This window comes from Bradyrhizobium sp. 21 (assembly GCF_023073335.1).
In the GTDB taxonomy this organism is placed as follows: domain Bacteria; phylum Pseudomonadota; class Alphaproteobacteria; order Rhizobiales; family Xanthobacteraceae; genus Bradyrhizobium.
Window position 1 is genome coordinate 21,592 of the sequence record NZ_JADPJG010000026.1, and the last position, 21,159, is coordinate 42,750.

Below are 21,159 nucleotides of genomic sequence, written 5' to 3' on the forward strand. Positions count from 1 at the left end.
GCACCTTAGCCTGTCAGGGTAACGCCGTGTCCGCCGTTTCGTTTCTGGTCGAAGCGATCCTTCCACGCCGGCAGCGCGCCGGGGAACGGTAGCGCCGTCGCGCTGTAGACGCCGCGCGCGATTGCGCGCGCGACCACGTTGGCCGCGACCGTGCCGAGCTCGGTGAGGCCGACCAGCGGCTCGATCGGCTTCGCGCAGGTCGCAGCCGCAAACAGCACGTCGCCGTCGGTCGGGGCATGCACCGGATAGATGGCGCGGGCAAATCCGGTGTGCGCGATCATCGCAAGCCGCTTGGCCTGGGCCTTCGTCAGCGTCGCGTCGGTGACGACGAGGCCGATCGTGGTGTTTTCGCCGGCGGTCGCGGCGGGACCGCCCTTGATGCGCATTGCCAGCATGTCCGGCGTGAACGCAGGCGGCAGGCCGCGTGCGCCGAACTCGCCGTTCTCCTCGAACGGCGCAGCCCAGAACCACGGCCCGTCGCCGACGGTGGCGCTGCCGACCGCGTTGACGACGATGATCGCTGCGACCTTGATGCCGTTGGCGAGGACCGCTGAAGCCGAGCCGAGCCCGCCCTTGAAGGTCGCGGTCGTGGCGCCAAGGCCAGCACCAACGCTGCCCAGCGCGAAATCGTGGCTTGCGGCCAAGGCTGCGGCGTAGCCGAGATCGCGATAGGGCGCGAAGCGGCCCCACGCCTTGCCGCCGCCGTTGAGCAGGTCGAACATGATCGCACCCGGCACGAGCGGGATCACCGCGCCGCGGATATTGAGACCGCGACCCTGCTCGGCGAGCCAGGCCTGCACGCCGCCGCCGGCCTCGATTCCGAAGGCGGAGCCGCCGGACAGCGCGATCGCATCGACGCGCTCTTGCGTGCTGGCAAGATCGAGCAACGCATCCTCGCGCGTGCCCGGTCCGCCGCCGCGAATGTCGATCGCCGCGACCGCCGGCTGGTCGAAGATGATCGCGGTCGCGCCCGAGGCGAGTTTCGCATCGTCAGCGTGGCCGACGCGGACGCCGGCGATATCGGTGAGAAGGTTCTTCACGGCGGCTCCGCAGGCTGAAAGGCGTTGGCTTCAGCGATATCGCAGGGATGCCGCAGGCTCAACCGGCGAGCGCGGTCCTCAGCATCTTGGCGAGCTCGGACTTGCGGTAGGGCTTGGCCAGCAGCAGCACGCCGGAATCGAGCCGGCCGTGATGGACGATGGCGTTCTCGGTGTAGCCCGAGGTGAACAGCGTCTTCAGGTCGGGACGGCGGCGAGCCGCCTCATCGGCCAACTGGCGGCCGTTCATGTTGCCCGGCATGATGACGTCCGTGAACAGCAGGTCGATGTCCTTGTCGGCGTCGATGATGATGAGGGCTTCGGCCGCGTTGGCGGCTTCGAGGGCGGCATAGCCGAGGCTCTTGATCTGGGTCACGACATATTGCCGCACCAGCGCGTCGTCCTCGACGATCAAGATCTTCTCGTCGCCGCCTGTGATCGGCACGTTCTGGAGCGCCTCGAACTCGGTCTCCTGCACGCCGCTCGAGCGCGGCAGGTAGATCTTCACGCTCGTGCCGTGGCCTTCCTCGCTGTAGATCTTGATGTGTCCGCCGGACTGCTTGACGAAGCCGAACACCATGCTGAGCCCGAGGCCGGTGCCCTTGCCGACCTCCTTGGTGGTGAAGAAGGGGTCGAACACCCGATCGATCAACTCCGGCGGGATTCCGGAGCCGGTGTCGCTGACCGCGATCATCACGTAATTGCCGGCCACCACGTCGGGATTCATGCTGGCATAGCCGTCGTCGAGGAAGATGTTGCGGGTCTCCAGCACCAGCGTGCCGCCGTCGGGCATGGCATCGCGCGCATTCAGCGCAAGATTGAGAATCGCGGTGGAGAGCTGACCCGGGTCGATCAGTGCCGGCCAGGCATCCTCGGTGAGCTGCGGCATGATGGTGATCTGCTCGCCGAGGGTCGGATGCAGGAGCTTTGCGGCCTCGAGCGTCAATGCGTTGACGTCGATTTCGCGGGGCTGGAGCGGCTGCTTGCGGGCGAAGGCGAGCAGATGCTTGGTCAGTTGCGCGCCGCGTTCGGCGGCATCATCGATCAGCTTGGTGATGGCGGCGAGCTCGGGACGGTCAGCGACCGCGTCCGCCAGAATGCCGATCGTGCCGGTGATGACGGTCAGCACGTTGTTGAAGTCGTGGGCGACACCACCGGTCAACTGGCCGATGGAATCCATCTTCTGGACGTGCCTGAACTGGGCCTCGGCGGCCTGCTTCTCGGTAAGATCGCGGCCGATGAAGAAATGGCGCTTGACCGGTTCGGACCAGGTGCCCAGCCAGTTCAGGGTGACCTCGTGACCGTCGTCGTGGTAGTAGCGCGCCTCGAAGCTGCGTGTGGCCGCGCCACGCCGTGCGGCGCGCATCTCGTCCCGCGTCTTCTCGAGGTCATCAGGGTGGATGAATTCGGTCGCGCTGTGCCCGATCAGATCTTCCGGACTGAAGCCGAGGATGGTCTTCACGCTCGGGCTGACCTGGACGAAATTGCCAAAACCGTCGGTGACCAGGATCAAATCCTGCGACGTCTCGAAGATGCGCTGCCGCTCCTCGATCTCGCGGCGTAGTTTCTCCCGGTCCTGCTTGTCTTCCGTGATGTCGTGGGCGATCTTGGAGGCGCCGATGATCTCGCCCCCGGCTGTTTTGAGCGGAGAAATATTGAGGACGACGTCGAGCCGACGGCCGTCCTTTCGGATGCGCACCGTCTCGTGCTGGGCGATCGTTTCGTTGCCGCCGACCCGGTTCAGGATACCCCTGACCTCGGCCTTGCGGTCGTCCGGCACGATGATGTCGATCGGCTTGCCGATGGCCTCCACGGCGGAATAGCCGAACAGATGTTCGGCGGCCTTGTTCCAGCCCGTGATGACGCCGTCGAGCGTCTTCGTGATGATGGCATCATTGGCGGATTCGACGACGGCGCCGTACAGGGCAAGGCGCTTGCTGTAGTAGTCGCGATCCAATGCCGACTGCTGGCGAAGCCTGCCGACGAGGCCCACGGTCTGCGCCTGAAGGCGGACATTTTCGATCAGAAGCACCGCAAGCACGAAGGTCGCCGCGCAGAGGCCGTAGAGGCGGCCGGCGTAGAAGCCGATATCGAAGCGCGCGACGTTGACGATCGCCGACAGCGCGATGTCGAACAGCCAGGCGCACATCACGACCATGAGCCAGACGTCCATGATCGAATGCGGACGGCGGAACCACAGCGAGACCAGCGCGGCGAAGCTCAAGGACCAAATGAAGGACACCACCCCGATCATGATCTGCGTGTAGCGGCCATCGCGCAGCAGGACCGGAAGCAGGTCGTGCTGGGCGGTGACGATCCAGGTCAAGGCGGTCATGGTCGCGACGACGCCGAGCACGCTCGCGTAGATCGCCTTGCTTGCCGAGCCCGCGATCCGGGCACCGCCGTCGGCCTCCTTCAACCAGGCATAGGCCAGCACGCAGAGCGGGAAGCCGCCGTGCCAGATCATGTAGAGCCAGACCGTGGTCTGCCGGTCGGCACCCAGCATCCCGGTCGGGGAAAAAAGTCCGGGGAAGGTGAGGGCGTGGACCGTGGCCGCCGCGGCGGTGAACAGATAGCCGGTCGCGAGCACGAGCAGCGCGCGGGTCCGGAGCACCGCAAACTGCGACAGCAGCAGGACCGCGGTGATGATGTCTGCGACGGCGAGGGCGGATTGATAGCTGGCGACGAAGGCCGGCACAGGCAGCAGCGGGATACCTGCGAACGGTACCGCCAGTGCGAACAGGATCGCAGAGATGCCCACGATCACCAATGCTGCGGTGCGGTCGGTCGGGGTGACCGGCAATGTCGAAAGGAACGTGTTTCGATCGGTCGTCGCGGACACGTCCAGCTTTCGCAGATCGGTCTTGAGCATCTTTGCCAATCTCATTTGGCCCAATCGTAGCGGGTTTCGGGCACGCATCATGACAAAACCCGCCGCGACTCAACCGAAGGTTACAGCTTACTTAATTTTGTTGGGAACGCGCACTAGGGACCGGGTAAGATGCGCTTTACTGGATGGTGCCATAATGCCCTTCCGCCGCTGCGGGTTCCAGGTTTGAATCAGGCATTTTGATTTCAGGATCCGGGAGTTGTTCCCCATGCCCCGCGTTCTCATCATCGACGACCAGAAGGACGTCCGTGCGATGGTCGCGATCGTGCTGCGCGTCAACCGCTACGAGGTCGTTGAGGCCGACAGCGGCGCGGCGGGGGTGAAAGCCTTCACGGAGGCCGCCTTCGACGCGGCCATCGTGGACATCTTCCTCGGCGACACCAGCGGCGTCGAGGTCATCGCGACCCTGCGCGAGCTTGCACCGAGGCTCCCGGTCGTCGCCGTGTCGGGGATGACTGCGCTGGACTTCATGGAACAATCGGCCCACCTCGCCAACGTGGTCTGCCTGCAAAAGCCGTTTCGGCCGAATGATCTTCTTCAAGCCCTGCGGAAGGCCCAGGCCGCGGCGGACGGCGAGCTGCCGGCAGCCGTCTGACCCCCGCCGCAATCTACCCTGCTGCAAGACGAAACGCCCCGGGCAAGCCGGGGCGCTGTGATGACGGATGAGGCCTTCAGGCCCGGCAAGTGTGGTGCTTAAGTGCCGTTGCCTTTGATCTCGGTGTAGCCGCCCTTGGCGTCCCATTTGTAGACGACGTAGTCGAGCTGCTTGATGTCGCCCTTGGCGTCATACTCGATCGGGCCGATCACGGTGTCCCACTTGCCGGCCTTGATCGCCGCCATGACCTTCTTGGAGTCGGTGGTGCCAGCCTTCTTGGCCGCCTGAGACCAGACCTGCATCGCCGCGTAGGTGTAGAGCGTGTAGCCTTCGGGGTCGATGTTCTTCGCCTTGAAGGCGTCGACGATCTTCTTCGCGGTCGGCTTGTTGCGCGGATCGGGGCCGAAGGTGAACAGCGTGCCTTCGCCCGCCGGGCCCGTGATGGAGGCGTACTCCTTGTCGGCGAGCGCGTCGCCGGCCATCAGGATCGTCTTGAGGCCCTGGTCGCGCATCTGGCGCAGGATCAGACCGCTTTCCTGATGATAACCACCGACATAGACGAGGTCGATGTTGTCACGCTTCAGGCGCGAGACGATCGCGTTGAAGTCCTTGTCGCCCTTGTTGTAGGACTCGGAGAGCTTCACGGTGACGCCGGCCTTGACGAGGGCTTTCTTGGTCTCGTCGGCGAGACCCTTGCCGTAAGTGGTCTTGTCGTCGAGAATCGCGATGTTCTTGCCCTTGTAGTTCTTGGCAATGTACTGGGCGGCGACCAGGCCCTGCTGGTCGTCGCGGCCGCAGACGCGCGCCACGTTCCACAGTCCGCTATCGGTGAACTTCGGATTGGTGGAGGCGGGGGTGATCTGGAGCACGTTGCCGTCGGCATAGGCTTCCGAAGCCGGTATCGACGACGACGAGCAATAGTGCCCGGCGACGAATGGCATCTTGGCGCCGGCGATCTTCTCGGCGACCGAGCGCGCCTGCTTCGGATCGCAGGCATCGTCCTCGACGTCGAGCGCGAGCTTCTTGCCGTTGACGCCGCCGGCGGCGTTGATGTCGGCCACGGCCATCTCGGCGCCGTTCTTCATCTGGCGGCCGAAGGCGGACTCGCCGCCGGTCATCGGACCTGCGACTGCGACGGTGACATCCTGCGCGAACGCCGCGCTCGACAGCGCGATCGACGCGCCGAATGCCAGACCGATGAGCTTCAGTGATTTCATGAGATACCTCGAGGGTGGTCGCCTGTGGAAGTTGCCGGGCGCGCCCGGTTCAAACCGGCGCCATCTTGAATGAATCTCCGGAGAAGTCACCGGCAAAATACGGGCATCGGCGGAGATATCTCGCCACATTCTGCCGCACGGGTTCGTTCTTGGGCGGCCTCAGCCGTGCCGGCCGCCTTCGAGGTAGGCAGCGCGAATCTCGGGGCGCTGCAACAACTCGGCGCCGGTCCCGGCCAGCGTGATCAGGCCATTGACCATGACATAGCCGCGATGGGCGAGCTTGAGCGCATGGTTGGCGTTCTGCTCGACGATCAGAACGGTCAGGCCGTCCTGCCGGTTCAGGGTGCGGATCGCGTCGAAAATCTGGCGCGCGATCAGCGGCGCCAGCCCAAGCGAGGGCTCGTCGAGCAGGAGCAGGCGAGGACGGCTCATCAAGGCGCGGCCTATGGCCAGCATCTGTTGTTCGCCGCCGGACAGGGTTCCGCCGCGTTGGGCGTAGCGTTCCTTCAGCCGCGGAAACAGCGTGAACACGCGTTGGAGCGTCGCCTCGCGTTCGGCATCGGTACATTCGGTGGCGTCCGCCCCCATCTGGAGGTTTTCGGCCACGCTCATGCGCGGGAAGATGCGGCGACCTTCCGGCGATTGCGCGATACGCAAATGCGCGATCTCGTGGGTGGGAACGTCGGTGATGTCGCGGCCTTCGTACAGGATCTGGCCGGCGCGGGCGCGCGGCTTGCCGAAGATCGTCATCATCAGCGTGGACTTGCCGGCGCCGTTGGCACCGATCAGCGCCACGATCTCGCCGGCGTTGATCTCGACGTCGACGCCCTTCAGCGCCTCGATCTTGCCATAGGCAGCGCGAAGGCTGCGGATCGCGAGCAGGGGAGCGGATGCCGACGTCACGACCCGCTCTCCATCACGGCTACGGCTTCTTCCTCGTCGGTGCCGAGATAGGCGGCGATCACCTTGGGATCGTCGCGGACCTCGCGCGGGGAGCCCTCAGAGATCTTGACGCCATGGTCCATGACCACGATGTGGTCGGAGATCTCCATCACCACCGACATGTCGTGCTCGATCAGCAGGATCGAGGTGCCGAGCTCGTTGCGGATTGACAGCAGGAGCTCGCTCAAGGCCGCGCTCTCGCGCGCATTGAGACCGGCGGCGGGTTCGTCGAGACACAGAAGCGCGGGCTCGGTGCACATCGCGCGCGCGATCTCGAGCCGGCGCTGGTCGCCATAGGCGAAATTGCCGGCGGCATCGTCGGCGCGGTCGAGCAGATTGACCCGCTTGAGCCAGTCGGTGGCGAGATCGATGGCGCGCTTTTCGGCGTCGCGATAGGCGGGGACGCCAAGGAGACCAAGGAGGGTGAAGCCGGAGGCACGCATCAATGCGTTGTGCTGCGCCACCATCAGGTTTTCCAGCGCGGTCATGCCGGGAAACAGGCGGATGTTCTGGAAGGTGCGCGCGACCTTGGCCTGCTTGGCAATGCGGAAATCGTTCAGCCGCTCGAGCGCGATCACACGGCCGTCGTCATGCGTCAGCTGGATGGTGCCGCCGCTCGGCTTGTAGAAGCCGGTGATGCAGTTGAAGACGGTGGTCTTGCCGGCGCCGTTCGGCCCGATCAGTGCGGTGATCTTCTTCCGCTCGGCCGCAAACGACAGGTCTTGCACGGCGACGATGCCGCCGAAGCGCATGGCGAGCCGGTCGACACTGAGAATCTTGTCGCCGCTCATCCGTGCCCTTCCTTGACGAGGTCGGAGGAGATCGCCTGCGCCTTGGTCAGATACACGGTCGGTGCGCGATGGCCGATCAGCCCGCGCGGCCGCCAGATCATGATCAGCACCATGGCCATGCCAAACACCAGCATGCGGTAGGTCTCGAGGCTGCGGAACAGCTCGAAGCCGCCGATCATGGCGAGCGCGGCGAGCGCCACGCCAAGCTGCGAGCCCATGCCGCCGAGAACGACGATGGCGAGCACCAGCGCCGATTCCTGGAAGGTGAAGGATTCCGGGCTGATGAAGCCCTGGCGGGTGGCGAAGAAGGCGCCGGCAAAGCCGCCGAACATCGCACCGGTCGCGAATGCCGTGAGCTTGGTGGTCGTGGTGTTGATGCCGAGCGCGCGGCAGGCGACCTCGTCCTCGCGCAAGGCCTCCCAGGCGCGGCCGATCGGCAGGCGGCGCAGCCGGATGGTGACCCAGTTGGTGAGCAGCGCAAGCGCCAGGATCAGATAGAACAGAAAGACGATGCGGTGGCTCGACGAATACTCGATGCCGAGTTTTGCCGCGAGCCCGCTGTCGCTGTTGTCGAGCGGGATGCCGAAGAAGGAGGGGCGCGGAATGCCGGAGACGCCGTTGGGGCCGCCGGTGAGGTCCTGCCAGTTGATGATGACGAGGCGGATGATCTCGCCGAAGGCGAGTGTCACGATGGCGAGGTAATCGCCGCGCAGGCGCAGCACGGGGAAGCCGAGCAGCACGCCCCAGAATGCGGCGAGGATGCCGGCAAGCGGCAAGCAGACCCAGAACGACCAGCCGAAATTGGTGGCAAGCAGCGCGTAGGAATAGGCGCCGACCGCATAGAAGGCGACGTAGCCGAGATCGAGCAGGCCGGCGAGGCCGACCACGACGTTGAGCCCCCAGCCCAGCATCACATAGGTGAGCACGAGGATTCCGAGATCGAGGATGTAGCGCTGGTCGTAGAAGATCACGGGCACCATCACCGTGAAGACCAGGAGCACCGGCGCGAGATAGCGCCCGACGAACGACATGCCGCTCTGCACCACCGGCGGCACCAGCTTGTCGGCGCCGGCCGGGCCGATCCATTGCCGCAAGAGCTCGATCACGATCGAGCCACCGAACACGGCGGCGACGAGCGCTGCGACCTCGCCGAAGCGCGTCCAATAGGTGAGCTGTCCGTCGGAGCCTGCCTCGGTGCGGATGCCGACCATCAGCGAGAACAGCACCAGCGCGATCAGCGCGTTGACGAAGGCGGTCTTCAGGAGAGCGGGGATGCCCGTCGCGGATTTGGGCGTCATGGTCGAGGGAGCTGTCACGCGGCCATCCCGTCAGACTTTTTCGACTTCGGGGCGGCCGAGCAAGCCGGTCGGCATGAAGATCAGCACGACGATCAGGATCGAGAACGCGGCCACGTCCTTGTACTCGACCGAGAAATAGGCCGACCAGAACGTCTCGATCAACCCGATCGCGAGCCCGCCGAGCATGGCGCCGGGCAACGAGCCGATGCCGCCGAGCACGGCGGCGGTGAACGCCTTGATGCCGGCGACGAAGCCCATGAAGAAATCGACCAGCCCGTAATAGAGCAGGTACATCAGGCCGGCGACGGCGGCGAGCGCAGCACCGATCACGAAGGTCATGGAGATGGTGCGGTCGACGTTGACGCCGAGCAGCGCCGCCATGGTCTGGTCCTGCTCGCAGGCACGCATGTCGCGCCCGAGCCGGGTGCGCGACACCAGCCAGGTGAAGATCGCCAGCAGCACGATGGTGGTGACGACCACCATGATCTGGATGTTGGAGAGCTGGATGACGAAGCCATCCGCGCTCTCGTGCAGCGTGTAGCCGCCGGTGATGAAGGGCGGGATCGGCTTGACGCGGGCGCCTTGCGCCACTTGCGAATAATTGGTCAGCACGAAGGACATGCCGATCGCCGACAGCATCGGGGCGAGGCGGAAGGAATGACGCAGCGGCCGGTAGGCGATGCGCTCGATGGTCCAGCCGTAAAGTGCCGTGATCGCCATCGAGACCAGAAGCACGATCAGCAGGATCACCGGGATCGCGGTCAGGCCGGTCGAGATCAGGAGCAGGAAGGTGATGAGGGCGATGAACCCGCCGATCATGAAGACGTCGCCATGAGCGAAGTTGATCATGCCGACGATGCCGTAGACCATCGTGTAGCCGATCGCGATCAGGCCGTAGATGGAGCCGAGCACGAGGCCATTGATGAGCTGCTGGGTGAAATAATCCATAGGCTGCCGTTACCCAAACCTGACGCGGGCTCCAAGGGAGCTCTTTGAAGAGTTCTCGGGCCCCGGCAGCCCTTGAGCATTCCTGGTTTTGTAACAGGAGGGAACTGGCGGCTGCAACCGGGCCGGTCTCCGCCTGGAGGCTTGTACAGAGATCATTTGACACTCGGGTTCCCCCGCTTTGGCGGAACCCGGTTCCGCAAGCAACCAAGTGCGATGCCAGCCGTTGTCTCGCCTCTGACGTCCAACAAGGGAGTTCCCCGAAATGACGAAGCAGCAGAACCAGAACCCGGGCCAGCAGGGCCAGAACCCCGGTCAGCAGCAGGGCGGCGGCCAGAAACCCGGGCAGCAGCAGCAGGATCCGCAGCGCCAGGGCGATAAGCCCGGCCAGCAGCAGGGTGGCCAGCGCGGTCAGGACAACAAGTAGTTTGGGAATCCGGGAGTGAGAAAGGGCCCCGCCGAAAGGCGGGGCCCTTTTTCTTGGCTTCTTTGGCGCTCCGCCCGTCAGGGCAGTTAAGGTAAACAAAGGGTTTAAATTGCCGCCACAGTCTGATGCGAGTTAGCTCCCCGGCAAGCCTTCCATCGAAGGCGCGGGCCAAGCGAAGCGGGAAGCGGCATGTTCGGAAATTGGCGGATCGGCTCGGTCAACGGCGTGCTGCTGGCGGCCTATTTCATCCCGGCCTGGACCCTCGTTGCCTTCAATATCATGGTGGCACCGGTGCACGGGCTCTACGAGCGGCCGAGCATCGCGGTGGCCCTGTTCCTCAGCGACCATCTCCAGATGGCGGGTATGGACACCGTGCGCGCCGCCTGGCTGCTGGCGTTGGGGCGGCTGACCGTGGTGGCGTTCTTTGCGATCTACCTTGCGCTGCTCTGCATCCCGCGCGTCCGCAAGAACGGCGGCAGCGACGAGGCGCTCGGCATTGCGCTCGCGATCGGCAGCCTGATCTCGTTTGCAAGCATGGTGATGGCCTCGAAGGTCGGCGAGATGGCTGCGCTGCGGCTGCACGCCACTGAGCTCCTGCTGCTGCTCGGTGCCGCCATCGTGGTGGTGATCGAACGGCCCGAGCCGGCGCCGAAGACCGTCGAGACTGCCGCGCCGCTAGCTCTTGAGCAGGCCGAGCTCCTGCACAATGGCTGAGGCTTCCTTGACGGCGTGGTTCGCCGCCGGCACGCCGCAATAGATCGCCTGCTGCAGCAGAATTTCCTTGATGTCGTCGGGGGTGAAACCGCCCTCGGCGAGCGCCGCGCGCACATGCAGGCGGAATTCGTCCCATTGCCCGAGCGCGACCATGGTGCCGATCACCAGCACCCGCCGCGTGCGCTCGTCGAAATGCGGCCGCGTCCAGATCTCGCCCCAGGCATACCGCGTGATCATGTCCTGGAAATCGGTGTTGAACGCGTTGCGGCCCGCGATCGATTTGTCGACCCAGGCATTGCCCAGCACTTTTCGGCGCACGTTCATGCCGGCATCGCGGCGCTTCTGGTCGTCCATGTGTTGTCCTCCTCCGTCATTGCGAGCGCAGCGAAACGATCCAGAAATGCGTCCACGGTAACAGCCTGGATTGCTTCGCTGCGCTCGCAATGACGAGCTGCGAAACTACCTTTGCGTCAGAAAACCCACCACAGCGTCGGTGAACGCGTGCGGCTGCTCGACATTGGAAATGTGGGCAGCGTCGATGATGGTCATGCTCGCGCCGGGAATGGTCGAGCGGATCAGTTCGCCCGCCGAGATCGGCGTCGCCATGTCGTGGCGGCCGGCGATCACCAGCGTCGGGCTCTTGATCTTCGGCAGCAGCGCGCGCTGGTCGAGCGTCGACAGCGCCTCGCAGCAGGCGAGATAGCCCTCGACGGGGGTGGCGAGCAGCATCGACTTCATCCTGGCTGTGATGTCTGGTTCGCGCTCGCGGAAATCCTGGGTGAGCCAGCCCGCGATCACGGCGTCGGCGACCGCGGCGATGCCGCCCTTCTTCACCGCGTCGATGCGCTCGAGCCATTTGGTCGGCTCGGCATAATAGCAGGAGGTGTTGGCGAGAATCAGCTTGCCGAATCTTTCAGGTGCATTCGCGCCCAGCCATTGCCCGACCATGCCGCCCATCGACAGGCCGCACCAATGCACCTTCTCGATGTTGAGATCGTCGAGGATTGCCAGCACATCGCGGCCGAAGCGCTCCAGCGTATAGGGCGCGGGCGGCACGTTGGACTTGCCGTGGCCGCGGCGGTCGTAGCGGATGACGCGGAATATTTGCGTCAGCGCCTTCATCTGCGGCTCCCACATCTGCAGCGTGCAGCCGAGCGAGTTGGAGAGCATCAAGGTCGGCCCGCCGTCGCGGCCCTCGACGGAGACGTTGATCAGGCAACCGTCGGCATCGATCATGGGCATGCGGCGTCTCCGTCGTATTTGCGGCTTTTATTCGCGGTCAAGGCTGTCGAGCAGCCGGTCGATCAGGGCTTGGGAAACCCCTTGATAGGCCATCGGCTCGAACAATGAAGCAATTTTTTCCGGCGTCAGATGCGCGGTGACCTGCGAATCGGCCGACAGCACCTCGCGCAAATGCTTCTTCTCGGCGACCGCGCGCTTGCTCGCGGCTTCGATGAGATGATGCGCGTCGCTTTTGCCGATCTTCTCGGCCAGCGCAAAGGTGACGGCTTCCGCCATGATCAGGCCGTGGGTCGCATCGAGATTGCTGCGCATGCGCGCGGCGTCGACGTCGAGGCCCTCGGCGATGTCGACGATGGCGGCGAGCGCGCCCGAGGTGACCAGCATCAATTGCGGCAGCGTCGGCCATTCCGCGTGCCACGGCCCGGCGCTGCGCTCGTGGTCCTGCACTTGAGCAGCGAATATGGTCGCGGCGAGCTGCGGCGCCATGGTCGCGCAACCCAGCGCGCTTGCGGCGGCAACCGGATTGCGCTTGTGCGGCATGGTCGAGGAGCCGCCGCGGCCTTCGCCGGCGGGTTCAAAAGCTTCGCCGACATCGGTCTGCATCATCAGCGAGACGTCGCGCGCGATCTTGCCGCAGCTTCCGGCGAGAATCGCGAAGGCCGAAGCCGCCTCCGCGACGCGGTCGCGATGGGTGTGCCAGGGCGCCTCCGGCAGCGGCAGGTTCAACTCCTGCGCCAGCCGTTCGGCCACAGCGAGCCCCTTGTCGCCGAGGGCCGCGAGCGTGCCGGCCGCGCCGCCGAATTGCACCGCCAGGCCCTCGCGGCGAAGCCGCCGCAGGCGGCAGCGGGCGCGGGCAAGGCTGGCGGCGTATTCGGCGGCCTTCAGCCCGAACGGCATTGGCAGGGCGTGCTGGAGCCAGGTCCGCGCCACCATGGCGGTGTTGCGATGGTTGCGCGCCAGCGCGGCAAAGCCCTTGATGGCGCGGCAGAGGTCGGCGTCGAGCGCGTCGATGCCGGCACGCAATGTCAGCATGGTCGCGCTGTCGATGACGTCCTGGCTGGTCGCGCCCCAATGCACGTAGCGCGCAGCTTCGGCATCGGCCTTCGCGACATTGGCGGTCAGCGCCTTGACCAGAGGAATCGCGAGATTGCCCGACCGGGTCGCGGCTTCGGCCAGCGCGGCCATGTCGAGGGAATCGGCCTTGCAGGCGGCTTCGATCGGCCCTACGGCGGAAGCGGGAATCACCCCAGTGGCCGCCTCGGCCCGGGCCAGAGCTGCCTCGAAATCGAGCATGTTCTGCAGCGTGGACCGGTCGTCGCAGACGGCGCGCATGGCCGGGCTCGACAGCATCGGCGCAAGCAGGGGGGAAAGGGCTGTGCTCATGTTGCGCCGGACCTAATCACCATGCCGCGGCTGTGCCAATCCCAAACCGGCCGCGCAAGCTTTTTGCAGTCGCGAATATGCATTGCACGTGACCGGGCGCCACCCTTTCCTTTGCGGCCTCCGTGCGTTACTTGAGCAGCATTAGAGTGACGCATCCCGGGAGGCACCCCATGGCCATGACGATGAACGGCGAAGTCCAGCTTGCGGCGCCGCGCGAGGCCGTGTGGGCCAAGCTCAACGATCCCGAGGTGCTGAAGGCCTGCATCCCCGGCTGCGAGGAGCTGGAGAAGACCGACGACGGCGGCTTTCGTGCGACGGCGAAAATGAAGGTCGGCCCGGTGTCGGCGCGCTTCAAGGGCAAGGTCACGCTGAGCGATCTCGACCCGCCCAACGGCTACAAGATTTCCGGCGAAGGCGAGGGCGGAGTGGCCGGCTTCGCCAAGGGCGGCGCGGTGGTCAAGCTCGCGGAGAAGGACGGCGGCACGCTTTTGTCCTACGAGGTCGAGGCACAGATCGGTGGCAAGTTGGCGCAGCTCGGCCAGCGCCTGATCAACGGCTCCGCCAAGAAACTGGCCGACGAATTTTTCGCGAACTTCGCCAAGGCAGTCCAGGGCTGAGGGCCGATACCTCAAGCATTGCGCCTTTCGGCATGGCGCCTTGCGTTCCCGGTGATGTTGCCCCGGGGCATAATGGCCCATATGATGGGTTGGAATAATTATAAGAACCGCTTCGACGGGACCCGTCGGGGCGCTGATAGAGAGTGCTTATGGCAAAAATCTCCCTCATCGTGAACGGCAATCCTGTTACGGCCAATGTCGATCCCCGCACCCTGTTGGTGCAGCTCCTGCGCGAGAATCTGCGCCTGACCGGGACCCATGTCGGCTGCGACACCTCGCAGTGCGGCGCCTGCGTCGTACATCTCGACGGCAAGGCCGTGAAATCCTGCACCACGTTGGCCGTGATGGCCGACGGCCATGACGTCAAGACGATCGAGGGACTGGCCGCCGACGGCGCGCCGCTGCATCCGATGCAGGAGGCCTTCCGTGAGCACCATGGCCTGCAGTGCGGCTTCTGCACGCCCGGCATGATCATGACCGCGATCGACATCGTCCATCGCAAGGGCAATGAGCTCGACGACCACACCATCCGCGAGGAGCTGGAAGGCAATCTCTGCCGCTGCACCGGCTACCAGAACATCGTGACCTCGATCTCCGCCGGCGCCAAGGCGATGGCGAAATCCGACCTCGCCTAAACCGCGCGCGCATTCTGCGATCAGGACATTCAGATGTATGAATTCAAATACCATCGCCCCGGGACCGTGCGGCAGGCCGCCAACCTCCTGGTGAAGAACGAAGACGCCAAGGTGATCGCCGGGGGCCACACCCTGATCCCCGTGATGAAGCAGCGCCTCGCCAGCCCGCCGCATCTGGTCGACCTCTCCCATATCGAGGGGCTGAACACGATCGAGATGAAGGGCCGCGCGCTGGTGATCGGCGCCACCGCCAGGCATGCCGAGGTCGCAAGCTCCGCCATCGTCGGCGAGGCGATCCCGGCGCTGGCGAACCTTGCCAGCCAGATCGGCGATCCCGCCGTGCGCCACAAGGGCACGATCGGCGGCTCGCTCGCCAACAACGATCCGACCGCGGACTATCCGGCCGCGGTGCTCGCGCTCGGCGCCACCATCGTCACCAACAAGCGCCGCCTCAAGGCAGAAGAGTATTTCCAGGGCCTGTTCACGACGGCGCTGGAAGCCGACGAGATCATCACCAAGGTGATGTTCCCGCTGCCCAAGAAGGCGGCCTACATCAAGTTCCGCAACCAGGCCTCGCGCTACGCGCTGGTCGGCGTGTTCGTGGCGCGGCGTCCCTCCGACGTCCGGGTCGCGGTCACAGGCGCCGGCTCCGAAGGCGTGTTCCGCGTCGCCGCGTTCGAGGAAGCCTTGAAGAAGCGCTTTGCCGCGAAGGCGCTTGACGGCATCGAGGTGCCGGCGGACGGCCTCAACAGCGACATCCACGGCAGCGCCGAATACCGCGCGCACCTGATCGGGGTGCTGACGCGGCGCGCCCTCGACGCCGCCAACGCCAAGGAGTGAGTGAACCTCACGCCTCGGCCAAACTTGTCCCCGGTGAGGGCGTAGCGAGACTGGCTTTTTCATGACTTCAGCGGCCAATACGTCCGGTGCCAATACTACAATTGTATTGCCGGCATCGGTCGATGCGATGCACGAACTCCTGACGTCGCGCGGCTATCTCGCCGAGCGATCGCTGGCTACGGTGACCTATCTGTCGCTGCGCATGGGCCGGCCGCTGTTTCTGGAAGGCGAGGCCGGCGTCGGCAAGACCGAGATCGCAAAAGTGCTGTCGGCGGCACTGGGGCGGAAGCTGATCCGCCTGCAATGCTACGAAGGCCTCGACGTCTCCTCGGCGGTCTACGAGTGGAATAGCGCCGCGCAGATGATCGCGATCCGGATGGCGGAAGCCGCCGGCGACACCGATCGCGATCAATTGTCGTCCGACATCTTCGCCGACCGCTACATGATCAAGCGGCCGCTGCTCCAGGCGCTCGAGCCCGACGTCGCCGGCCCGCCGGTGCTGCTGATCGACGAGCTCGACCGCGCCGATGAGGCGTTCGAGGCGTATCTCCTGGAAATCCTCAGCGACTTCCAGATCACCATCCCTGAATTCGGCACGGTGAAGGCACCGAGCCCGCCGATCGTCATCATCACCTCCAACCGTACCCGCGAGATCCACGACGCGCTGAAGCGGCGCTGTCTCTACCACTGGGTCGATTATCCCGCCGCCGATCGCGAGCTCGCCATCGTCAAGTCGCGTGTGCCCGGGATCTCCGCAAAACTGTCGCAGCAGGTCGTGCGCTTCGTCCAGGCACTGCGCAACCAGGATTTCTACAAATCGCCGGGCGTCGCCGAGACCATCGACTGGGCCACCGCCTTGTCCGAGCTCGACGCCCGCTCGCTGACCCCGCAAGTGGTCGGCGACACGCTGGGCGCGCTGCTCAAGTACCAGGACGACATCACCCGGATGCAGGGCGACACCCTGCAGAAGGTGCTGAAGGACGCGACGAGCGAGACTTGACGCTTCCGCGTCACGGCTGAGCTCGTCATTCGGCGCGCCGCGACGGGATGACGAGTGAGAGTGCTGAAACATGGCCATCAACCACCTCGCGCCTGAGCAGACCGAGCAGTTCGCCGACAACATCGTCGGCTTTGCCCGCGCATTGCGTTCGGCAGGCATGCCGGTCGGGCCGGGCGCCGTCATCGATGCCATGAGCGCACTGCAAGTGATCGACATTGGCAACCGCGCCGACGTCTTCACCACGCTCGAGGCCATCTTCGTCAAGCGCCATGAGCATGCGATTATCTTCAGGCAGGCCTTCAACCTGTTCTTCCGCGCCTCGGAAGAGTGGAAGCACATGCTGGATTCGGTGCCGCTGCCGGAGCAGGCCAAGAAGAAGCCGCAGGCCGGCTCGCGCCGCGTGCAGGAGGCGATGTCGCAGCCGCGGATGACGGAGACGCCGCACCACCAGGAGCAGGATCTGCGCCTTTCGGTCTCGGACAAGGAGATCCTTCAGAAGAAGGACTTTGCGCAGATGAGCGCGGCGGAGATCACCGAGGCCCTCCGCGCCATCGAGCGGATGCGGCTGCCGCAGGCCGAGCTGCTGACGCGCCGGCACCGGCCTGATCCCCATGGCCTGCGCATCGATTTGCGCCGCACGCTGCGGGCGTCCTTGCGCACCGGCGGCGATATCATCGACATCCATCGCCTCGGGCGGATCGAGAAGCCGGCGCCGATCGTCGCGCTGCTCGACATCTCGGGCTCGATGAGCGAGTACACCCGCCTGTTCCTGCATTTCCTCCATGCCGTCGGCGACGCCCGCAAGCGAGTCTCGGTGTTCCTGTTCGGCACCCGGCTGACCAACGTGACCCGCGCGCTGCGCCAGCGCGACCCTGACGAGGCGCTGGCGAGCTGCTCGGCCTCGGTCGAGGATTGGGCGGGCGGCACGCGGATCTCGGCCTCGCTGCACAACTTCAACAAATTGTGGGCGCGCCGCGTGCTGAGCCAGGGCGCCATCGTGCTGCTGATCTCCGACGGGCTGGAGCGGGAGGCCGATTCCAAGCTCGCCTTCGAGATGGACCGGTTGCACCGCTCCTGCCGGCGGCTGATCTGGCTGAACCCGCTGCTGCGGTTCGGCGGCTTCGAGGCCAAGGCCCAAGGCATCAAAATGATGCTTCCGCACGTTGACGAATTCCGCCCGGTACATAATTTGAGTTCGATCCAGGAGCTGATCACCACGCTCTCCCGGCCGCTGCCGCCGCACCACCGCAGCCTGATCCGCTCCGCAGCCTGAGAGGTCCACCATGCTCGATCGCGACGAGGATATTCTGAAGGCGGCGGAGGACTGGCAGAAGGCCGGTCGTGGCGTCGCGCTGGCGACCGTGGTGGAGACCTGGGGCTCGGCCCCGCGCCCGGCGGGCTCGAGCCTCGTCATCAACGACGAGGGGACGTTTCTGGGCTCCGTCTCCGGCGGCTGCGTCGAGGGCGCCGTGGTCACCGAGGCCATGGACGTGATCCAGAGCGGCAAGCCGAGGATGCTGGAGTTCGGGGTGGCCGACGAGACCGCCTGGAATGTCGGGCTGTCCTGCGGCGGCACCATCCGCGTCTTCGTCGAGAAGGTCGGCTAGCCGTGAAGCTCGCAATCTTGCACGAACTCAACGCCGAGCGCGCCGCGCGCCGGCCGGTGATCCTGGTGACCGACACCGAGAGCGGCGAGCAGCGCCTGGTGAAGGCGAAGGATTTTGACAAGGATCCATTGCGCGCCGAGCTCGACAAGCAGCTTCGCATGGGCAAGAGCGCCAATGTCGAGGCCGGCGGCAAAAAGCTGTTCCTCAACGTCCATGCGCCGACCGCAAAGCTCGTCGTCGTCGGCGCGGTCCATATCAGCCAGGCCTTGGCGCCGCTGGCGCGCTCGCTCGGCTATGACGTGACGGTCGTCGATCCCCGCACGGCGTTTGCGAGCCCCGAGCGCTTCCCCGACATTCCGCTGGTCGCGGAATGGCCCGACACGGCGCTGCCGCCCCTCAATGTCGATGCCTACACGGCTTTCGTCGCGGTGACGCACGATCCCAAGATCGACGACCCCGCGCTGCTGCATGCCTTCGAGCGCAACTGCTTCTATATCGGCGCACTCGGATCGCGGAAGACGCATGCCAAGCGTGGCGACCGGCTGCGGGCGCAGGGCGCCAGGGACTCTGACATTGCGCGCATCCACGCGCCGATCGGGCTTGCTATCGGCGCGGTCTCGCCGTCCGAGATCGCGGTGTCGATCATGGCCGAGATCACGGCAGTCCTTCGGCTACCGCCTAAAGAAAAAGAAGAAGCGGCATGAAATTTGGCCCGGCGAGCCCCAAGGACGCGATCGGCGGGGTGACCGTCCACACCCTGCGCCAGGGGCCGCTGGTGCTGAAGAAAGGCACGACCATCGGGCCTGCCGAAGTCGAAGCGCTGACACGCGCGGGGATCAAGGACGTCGTGGTGGTGCGGATGGAGGCGGGCGACGTCTCCGAGGACGCCGCGGCCGCCAGCATCGCGCTCGCCGTCGGCGGCGAGGGCATCCATGTCGAGCGCGCCTTCACGGGCCGTGCCAATCTGTTCGCTGCAAGCCCCGGCGTGCTGGTGATCGACCGCGCCGCGGTCGACCGCATCAACAATATCGACGAGGCCATCACCTTTGCGACGCTCACCGCCTACAAGCCGGTGGTCGAGGGTGAGATGGTCGGCACCGTCAAGATCATCCCGTTCGGCGTCGAAGGAGATCTGCGCGACGCCGCGGTGAAGGCCGCTGGCCGCGACGTGTTGAAAATTGCGCCCTACGTCATCAAGCGCGTCGGCATCGTCTCGACGCTGCTGCCGGGCCTCTCCTCAAAAGTGGTCGACAAGACGCTGCGTGTGACCGCCGAGCGGCTTGCGCCGGCGGGAGCCAGCATCATCGCCGAGCGGCGCGTGCAGCATGACGAACACGCATTGTCGGCCGCGATCAAGGAATTGCTCGGGCTCGGCGCCGAGCTTGTGATCGTGTTCGGCGCGTCCGCGATCGCCGACCGCCGGGACGTGATCCCGGCGGCCGTCACGGGGATCGGCGGCGAGATCGAGCATTTCGGCATGCCGGTCGACCCCGGCAATCTCTTGCTGATCGCGCGCGCCGGCGGGGTGCCGGTGCTGGGCGCGCCGGGCTGCGCACGCTCGCCGGTCGAGAACGGGTTCGACTGGGTGCTGATGCGGCTCCTCGCCGGCATCAAGGTAACGCGCTCCGAGCTGATGAGTATGGGCGTCGGCGGCCTTCTGATGGAGATCGTCACCCGCCCGCAGCCGCGCGCAAAACCCGAGATCGAAGGCAACAGCCAGGTCACGGCCATCGTGCTGGCGGCGGGCCGCTCGACCCGCATGGGCGGACCGAACAAGCTCTTGGCCGAGCTCGATGGCAAGAAGCTGGTGCGGATTGCGACCGAACAGGCGCTGGCGTCAAAAGCATCCGAGGTGATCGTCGTCACCGGCCATCAGACCGAGCTGGTCGAGCAGGCGCTGCAAGGCTTGAAGGTGCGCTTCGTCAAGAATCCGGATTTCGCCGGCGGGATCGCAAGCTCGGTCAAGGCCGGCATCGCGGCTGTCCCCGAGACGTCCGACGGCGCCGTGGTGTGCCTCGGCGACATGCCGCTGATCGACGCCGGCCTGATCGACCGCCTCATTGACGGCTTTGCGCCGGACCGCGGCAATCTCATCGTCGTACCCGTGAGCGAGGGCCGCCGCGGCAATCCCGTGCTGTGGTCGCGCCGCTTCTTCAAGGAATTGATGACGCTCGACGGCGACGTCGGCGCGCGGCATCTGATCGCCAAGCACACCGAGGCGGTGTCCGAGGTGCAGGTCGACGGCGAGAGCGCCTTCCTCGACATCGACACGCCGCAGGCGCTGGAAGCGGCACGGCGGGGCTGACGCTGCCGTAGAGAGCAAGGCGCATAGCGCCGACGTCGCGGGCCTCGCCTATTTCTTGGTATTCGATAACTTCTCGACGCTGGCGTTGAGAGCGACACCGCTCTTCGTCAACAGCGCCTTGTCGCCGCTGTTGAACGTAAACGTGTCGGCACCCGCGCTGACGCCGTTCCACGCGACGGTTTCCGCGAGGGACAAATACCACAATCCCTGGAATCCCGTTGAATTGTTCAATTGTCCGGTCCACACGGTGGTCGATCCGCAGCTGAGGAAGTTCACCGAGAAGCTGATTGCGGTGCCTGTGTTGCCGTAGGCCAGCCAACCTGTCACGCCTTGCGGCTTACCCTCGTCGCAGCTGTTCGCCGCGTTGTTGGTATAGGTCCCCGTGATGGCACCTGTAGTCGTGTTGAAGTTGGTGATGGCCAGGGTCGAGCCGTACTGATTTGTCCAGGTCCAGTTCACTGTCTGCGCCTGCGCGGGCGAAAGCCCGATGAGACAGGCCGACGCGAGCATTCCGAACAGCATTGCATTGATGTGGCGCATGGTCGCTTCCTCCGGCTCTCTGCTTGAGCTTCACGACCTTAAATAACGGAATTGAAAAACACAACTATAAAGTGTATATTCATGCCGCTGTTCCGGCACGGCTTTTCAACCACGCGTTCACCAAGTGGAAACGA

22 protein-coding genes are annotated in these 21,159 nt (G+C 65.2%); 11 read left to right on the top strand and 11 right to left on the bottom strand.

The window, feature by feature from the left end; translation table 11 throughout:
- Positions 1 to 5: 5 nt before the first annotated feature.
- A complete protein-coding gene (locus IVB31_RS21280; RefSeq protein ID WP_247326666.1) occupies positions 6 to 1,040 on the bottom strand; it encodes a P1 family peptidase in 1,035 nt (344 codons plus the stop codon).
- 58 nt (positions 1,041 to 1,098) lie between these two features.
- Positions 1,099 to 3,924, bottom strand: a complete 2,826-nt coding sequence (locus tag IVB31_RS21285) for a PAS domain S-box protein (RefSeq protein WP_247326669.1) — start codon at positions 3,922 to 3,924, stop codon at positions 1,099 to 1,101.
- Positions 3,925 to 4,135: 211 nt separating this feature from the next.
- Between IVB31_RS21285 and IVB31_RS21290 the strand changes: the two genes are divergently transcribed.
- Positions 4,136 to 4,522 (top strand): response regulator, encoded by a 387-nt coding sequence (locus IVB31_RS21290; RefSeq protein WP_247326672.1) that lies wholly within the window; start codon positions 4,136 to 4,138, stop codon positions 4,520 to 4,522.
- Between the two features lie 98 nt (positions 4,523 to 4,620).
- On the opposite strand, the gene IVB31_RS21295 is transcribed toward IVB31_RS21290, so the two are convergent.
- The 5 genes from IVB31_RS21295 to IVB31_RS21315 form a co-directional block, all read right to left on the bottom strand.
- Complete coding sequence (locus IVB31_RS21295) at positions 4,621 to 5,739, bottom strand: branched-chain amino acid ABC transporter substrate-binding protein (protein ID WP_247326686.1); 1,119 nt, start codon at positions 5,737 to 5,739, stop codon at positions 4,621 to 4,623.
- A 159-nt stretch (positions 5,740 to 5,898) separates the two neighbouring features.
- Positions 5,899 to 6,642 carry an ABC transporter ATP-binding protein gene (locus IVB31_RS21300; protein ID WP_247326689.1) on the bottom strand — a complete coding sequence of 248 codons (744 nt, stop codon included), beginning with the start codon at positions 6,640 to 6,642 and terminating at the stop codon, positions 5,899 to 5,901.
- Complete coding sequence (locus IVB31_RS21305) at positions 6,639 to 7,472, bottom strand: ATP-binding cassette domain-containing protein (RefSeq protein WP_247326692.1); 834 nt, start codon at positions 7,470 to 7,472, stop codon at positions 6,639 to 6,641. The genes IVB31_RS21300 and IVB31_RS21305 overlap by 4 nt, the downstream gene beginning before the upstream one ends.
- On the bottom strand, positions 7,469 to 8,770 hold the full coding sequence (gene livM / locus IVB31_RS21310; RefSeq protein WP_247327665.1) for a high-affinity branched-chain amino acid ABC transporter permease LivM: 1,302 nt from the start codon (positions 8,768 to 8,770) through the stop codon (positions 7,469 to 7,471). The genes IVB31_RS21305 and livM overlap by 4 nt, the downstream gene beginning before the upstream one ends.
- A 30-nt stretch (positions 8,771 to 8,800) precedes the next feature.
- Positions 8,801 to 9,718, bottom strand: coding sequence for a branched-chain amino acid ABC transporter permease LivH (locus IVB31_RS21315; protein WP_247326698.1), 918 nt, complete (start codon positions 9,716 to 9,718; stop codon positions 8,801 to 8,803).
- 262 nt (positions 9,719 to 9,980) lie between these two features.
- Between IVB31_RS21315 and IVB31_RS21320 the strand changes: the two genes are divergently transcribed.
- Positions 9,981 to 10,142, top strand: coding sequence for a hypothetical protein (locus tag IVB31_RS21320; protein ID WP_247326700.1), 162 nt, complete (start codon positions 9,981 to 9,983; stop codon positions 10,140 to 10,142).
- Between the two features lie 189 nt (positions 10,143 to 10,331).
- Positions 10,332 to 10,856: a hypothetical protein gene (locus IVB31_RS21325; protein WP_247326702.1), complete on the top strand. Its 525-nt coding sequence runs from the start codon at positions 10,332 to 10,334 to the stop codon at positions 10,854 to 10,856.
- On the opposite strand, the gene IVB31_RS21330 is transcribed toward IVB31_RS21325, so the two are convergent.
- From IVB31_RS21330 to IVB31_RS21340, 3 genes are all read right to left on the bottom strand, one after another.
- On the bottom strand, positions 10,818 to 11,210 hold the full coding sequence (locus IVB31_RS21330) for a carboxymuconolactone decarboxylase family protein (RefSeq protein WP_039152041.1): 393 nt from the start codon (positions 11,208 to 11,210) through the stop codon (positions 10,818 to 10,820). The genes IVB31_RS21325 and IVB31_RS21330 overlap by 39 nt on opposite strands.
- A gap of 105 nt (positions 11,211 to 11,315) precedes the next feature.
- The gene (pcaD, locus tag IVB31_RS21335) at positions 11,316 to 12,098 is read right to left on the bottom strand and encodes a 3-oxoadipate enol-lactonase (RefSeq protein WP_247326714.1); all 783 of its coding nucleotides are present in this window, start codon (positions 12,096 to 12,098) and stop codon (positions 11,316 to 11,318) included.
- Between the two features lie 27 nt (positions 12,099 to 12,125).
- Positions 12,126 to 13,481 (bottom strand): 3-carboxy-cis,cis-muconate cycloisomerase, encoded by a 1,356-nt coding sequence (locus IVB31_RS21340; RefSeq protein ID WP_247326729.1) that lies wholly within the window; start codon positions 13,479 to 13,481, stop codon positions 12,126 to 12,128.
- Positions 13,482 to 13,651: 170 nt separating this feature from the next.
- Here IVB31_RS21340 and IVB31_RS21345 point away from each other — a divergent pair, with 170 nt between their 5' ends.
- The 8 genes from IVB31_RS21345 to IVB31_RS21380 all read left to right on the top strand — a co-directional run bounded on the left by IVB31_RS21345 (position 13,652) and on the right by IVB31_RS21380 (position 20,485).
- Entirely contained in the window at positions 13,652 to 14,098 is a 447-nt protein-coding gene (locus tag IVB31_RS21345; protein ID WP_247326732.1) for a carbon monoxide dehydrogenase subunit G, read from the top strand.
- A 149-nt stretch (positions 14,099 to 14,247) separates the two neighbouring features.
- A complete protein-coding gene (locus tag IVB31_RS21350; protein ID WP_247326734.1) occupies positions 14,248 to 14,733 on the top strand; it encodes a (2Fe-2S)-binding protein in 486 nt (161 codons plus the stop codon).
- A 33-nt stretch (positions 14,734 to 14,766) separates the two neighbouring features.
- Positions 14,767 to 15,573: a xanthine dehydrogenase family protein subunit M gene (locus tag IVB31_RS21355; protein ID WP_247326737.1), complete on the top strand. Its 807-nt coding sequence runs from the start codon at positions 14,767 to 14,769 to the stop codon at positions 15,571 to 15,573.
- Between the two features lie 61 nt (positions 15,574 to 15,634).
- Positions 15,635 to 16,573: a MoxR family ATPase gene (locus IVB31_RS21360; protein ID WP_247326740.1), complete on the top strand. Its 939-nt coding sequence runs from the start codon at positions 15,635 to 15,637 to the stop codon at positions 16,571 to 16,573.
- Positions 16,574 to 16,643: 70 nt separating this feature from the next.
- Positions 16,644 to 17,846 carry a VWA domain-containing protein gene (locus IVB31_RS21365; protein ID WP_247326741.1) on the top strand — a complete coding sequence of 401 codons (1,203 nt, stop codon included), beginning with the start codon at positions 16,644 to 16,646 and terminating at the stop codon, positions 17,844 to 17,846.
- A gap of 10 nt (positions 17,847 to 17,856) precedes the next feature.
- A complete protein-coding gene (locus tag IVB31_RS21370; RefSeq protein ID WP_007602422.1) occupies positions 17,857 to 18,180 on the top strand; it encodes an XdhC family protein in 324 nt (107 codons plus the stop codon).
- Positions 18,181 to 18,182: 2 nt separating this feature from the next.
- A complete protein-coding gene (locus IVB31_RS21375) occupies positions 18,183 to 18,884 on the top strand; it encodes an XdhC family protein (RefSeq protein ID WP_247326743.1) in 702 nt (233 codons plus the stop codon).
- Positions 18,881 to 20,485 carry a molybdopterin-binding/glycosyltransferase family 2 protein gene (locus IVB31_RS21380; protein ID WP_247326745.1) on the top strand — a complete coding sequence of 535 codons (1,605 nt, stop codon included), beginning with the start codon at positions 18,881 to 18,883 and terminating at the stop codon, positions 20,483 to 20,485. Before IVB31_RS21375 ends, IVB31_RS21380 begins: the two co-directional genes overlap by 4 nt.
- A gap of 48 nt (positions 20,486 to 20,533) precedes the next feature.
- On the opposite strand, the gene IVB31_RS21385 is transcribed toward IVB31_RS21380, so the two are convergent.
- The gene (locus IVB31_RS21385) at positions 20,534 to 21,025 is read right to left on the bottom strand and encodes an avidin/streptavidin family protein (RefSeq protein ID WP_247326755.1); all 492 of its coding nucleotides are present in this window, start codon (positions 21,023 to 21,025) and stop codon (positions 20,534 to 20,536) included.
- Positions 21,026 to 21,159 lie beyond the last annotated feature (134 nt).

What these genes read in the sequence shown, in the direction of transcription:
- IVB31_RS21285 (WP_247326669.1), bottom strand. Translation starts at nt 3,924, where the DNA reads ATGAGATTGGCAAAGATGCTCAAGACCGATCTGCGAAAGCTGGACGTG.
- IVB31_RS21290 (WP_247326672.1), top strand. Translation starts at nt 4,136, where the DNA reads ATGCCCCGCGTTCTCATCATCGACGACCAGAAGGACGTCCGTGCGATG.
- IVB31_RS21295 (WP_247326686.1), bottom strand. Translation starts at nt 5,739, where the DNA reads ATGAAATCACTGAAGCTCATCGGTCTGGCATTCGGCGCGTCGATCGCG.
- IVB31_RS21305 (WP_247326692.1), bottom strand. Translation starts at nt 7,472, where the DNA reads ATGAGCGGCGACAAGATTCTCAGTGTCGACCGGCTCGCCATGCGCTTC.
- livM (WP_247327665.1), bottom strand. Translation starts at nt 8,770, where the DNA reads ATGACGCCCAAATCCGCGACGGGCATCCCCGCTCTCCTGAAGACCGCC.
- IVB31_RS21315 (WP_247326698.1), bottom strand. Translation starts at nt 9,718, where the DNA reads ATGGATTATTTCACCCAGCAGCTCATCAATGGCCTCGTGCTCGGCTCC.
- IVB31_RS21320 (WP_247326700.1), top strand. Translation starts at nt 9,981, where the DNA reads ATGACGAAGCAGCAGAACCAGAACCCGGGCCAGCAGGGCCAGAACCCC.
- IVB31_RS21325 (WP_247326702.1), top strand. Translation starts at nt 10,332, where the DNA reads ATGTTCGGAAATTGGCGGATCGGCTCGGTCAACGGCGTGCTGCTGGCG.
- IVB31_RS21330 (WP_039152041.1), bottom strand. Translation starts at nt 11,210, where the DNA reads ATGGACGACCAGAAGCGCCGCGATGCCGGCATGAACGTGCGCCGAAAA.
- pcaD (WP_247326714.1), bottom strand. Translation starts at nt 12,098, where the DNA reads ATGCCCATGATCGATGCCGACGGTTGCCTGATCAACGTCTCCGTCGAG.
- IVB31_RS21340 (WP_247326729.1), bottom strand. Translation starts at nt 13,481, where the DNA reads ATGAGCACAGCCCTTTCCCCCCTGCTTGCGCCGATGCTGTCGAGCCCG.
- IVB31_RS21345 (WP_247326732.1), top strand. Translation starts at nt 13,652, where the DNA reads ATGGCCATGACGATGAACGGCGAAGTCCAGCTTGCGGCGCCGCGCGAG.
- IVB31_RS21350 (WP_247326734.1), top strand. Translation starts at nt 14,248, where the DNA reads ATGGCAAAAATCTCCCTCATCGTGAACGGCAATCCTGTTACGGCCAAT.
- IVB31_RS21355 (WP_247326737.1), top strand. Translation starts at nt 14,767, where the DNA reads ATGTATGAATTCAAATACCATCGCCCCGGGACCGTGCGGCAGGCCGCC.
- IVB31_RS21360 (WP_247326740.1), top strand. Translation starts at nt 15,635, where the DNA reads ATGACTTCAGCGGCCAATACGTCCGGTGCCAATACTACAATTGTATTG.
- IVB31_RS21365 (WP_247326741.1), top strand. Translation starts at nt 16,644, where the DNA reads ATGGCCATCAACCACCTCGCGCCTGAGCAGACCGAGCAGTTCGCCGAC.
- IVB31_RS21370 (WP_007602422.1), top strand. Translation starts at nt 17,857, where the DNA reads ATGCTCGATCGCGACGAGGATATTCTGAAGGCGGCGGAGGACTGGCAG.
- IVB31_RS21380 (WP_247326745.1), top strand. Translation starts at nt 18,881, where the DNA reads ATGAAATTTGGCCCGGCGAGCCCCAAGGACGCGATCGGCGGGGTGACC.
- IVB31_RS21385 (WP_247326755.1), bottom strand. Translation starts at nt 21,025, where the DNA reads ATGCGCCACATCAATGCAATGCTGTTCGGAATGCTCGCGTCGGCCTGT.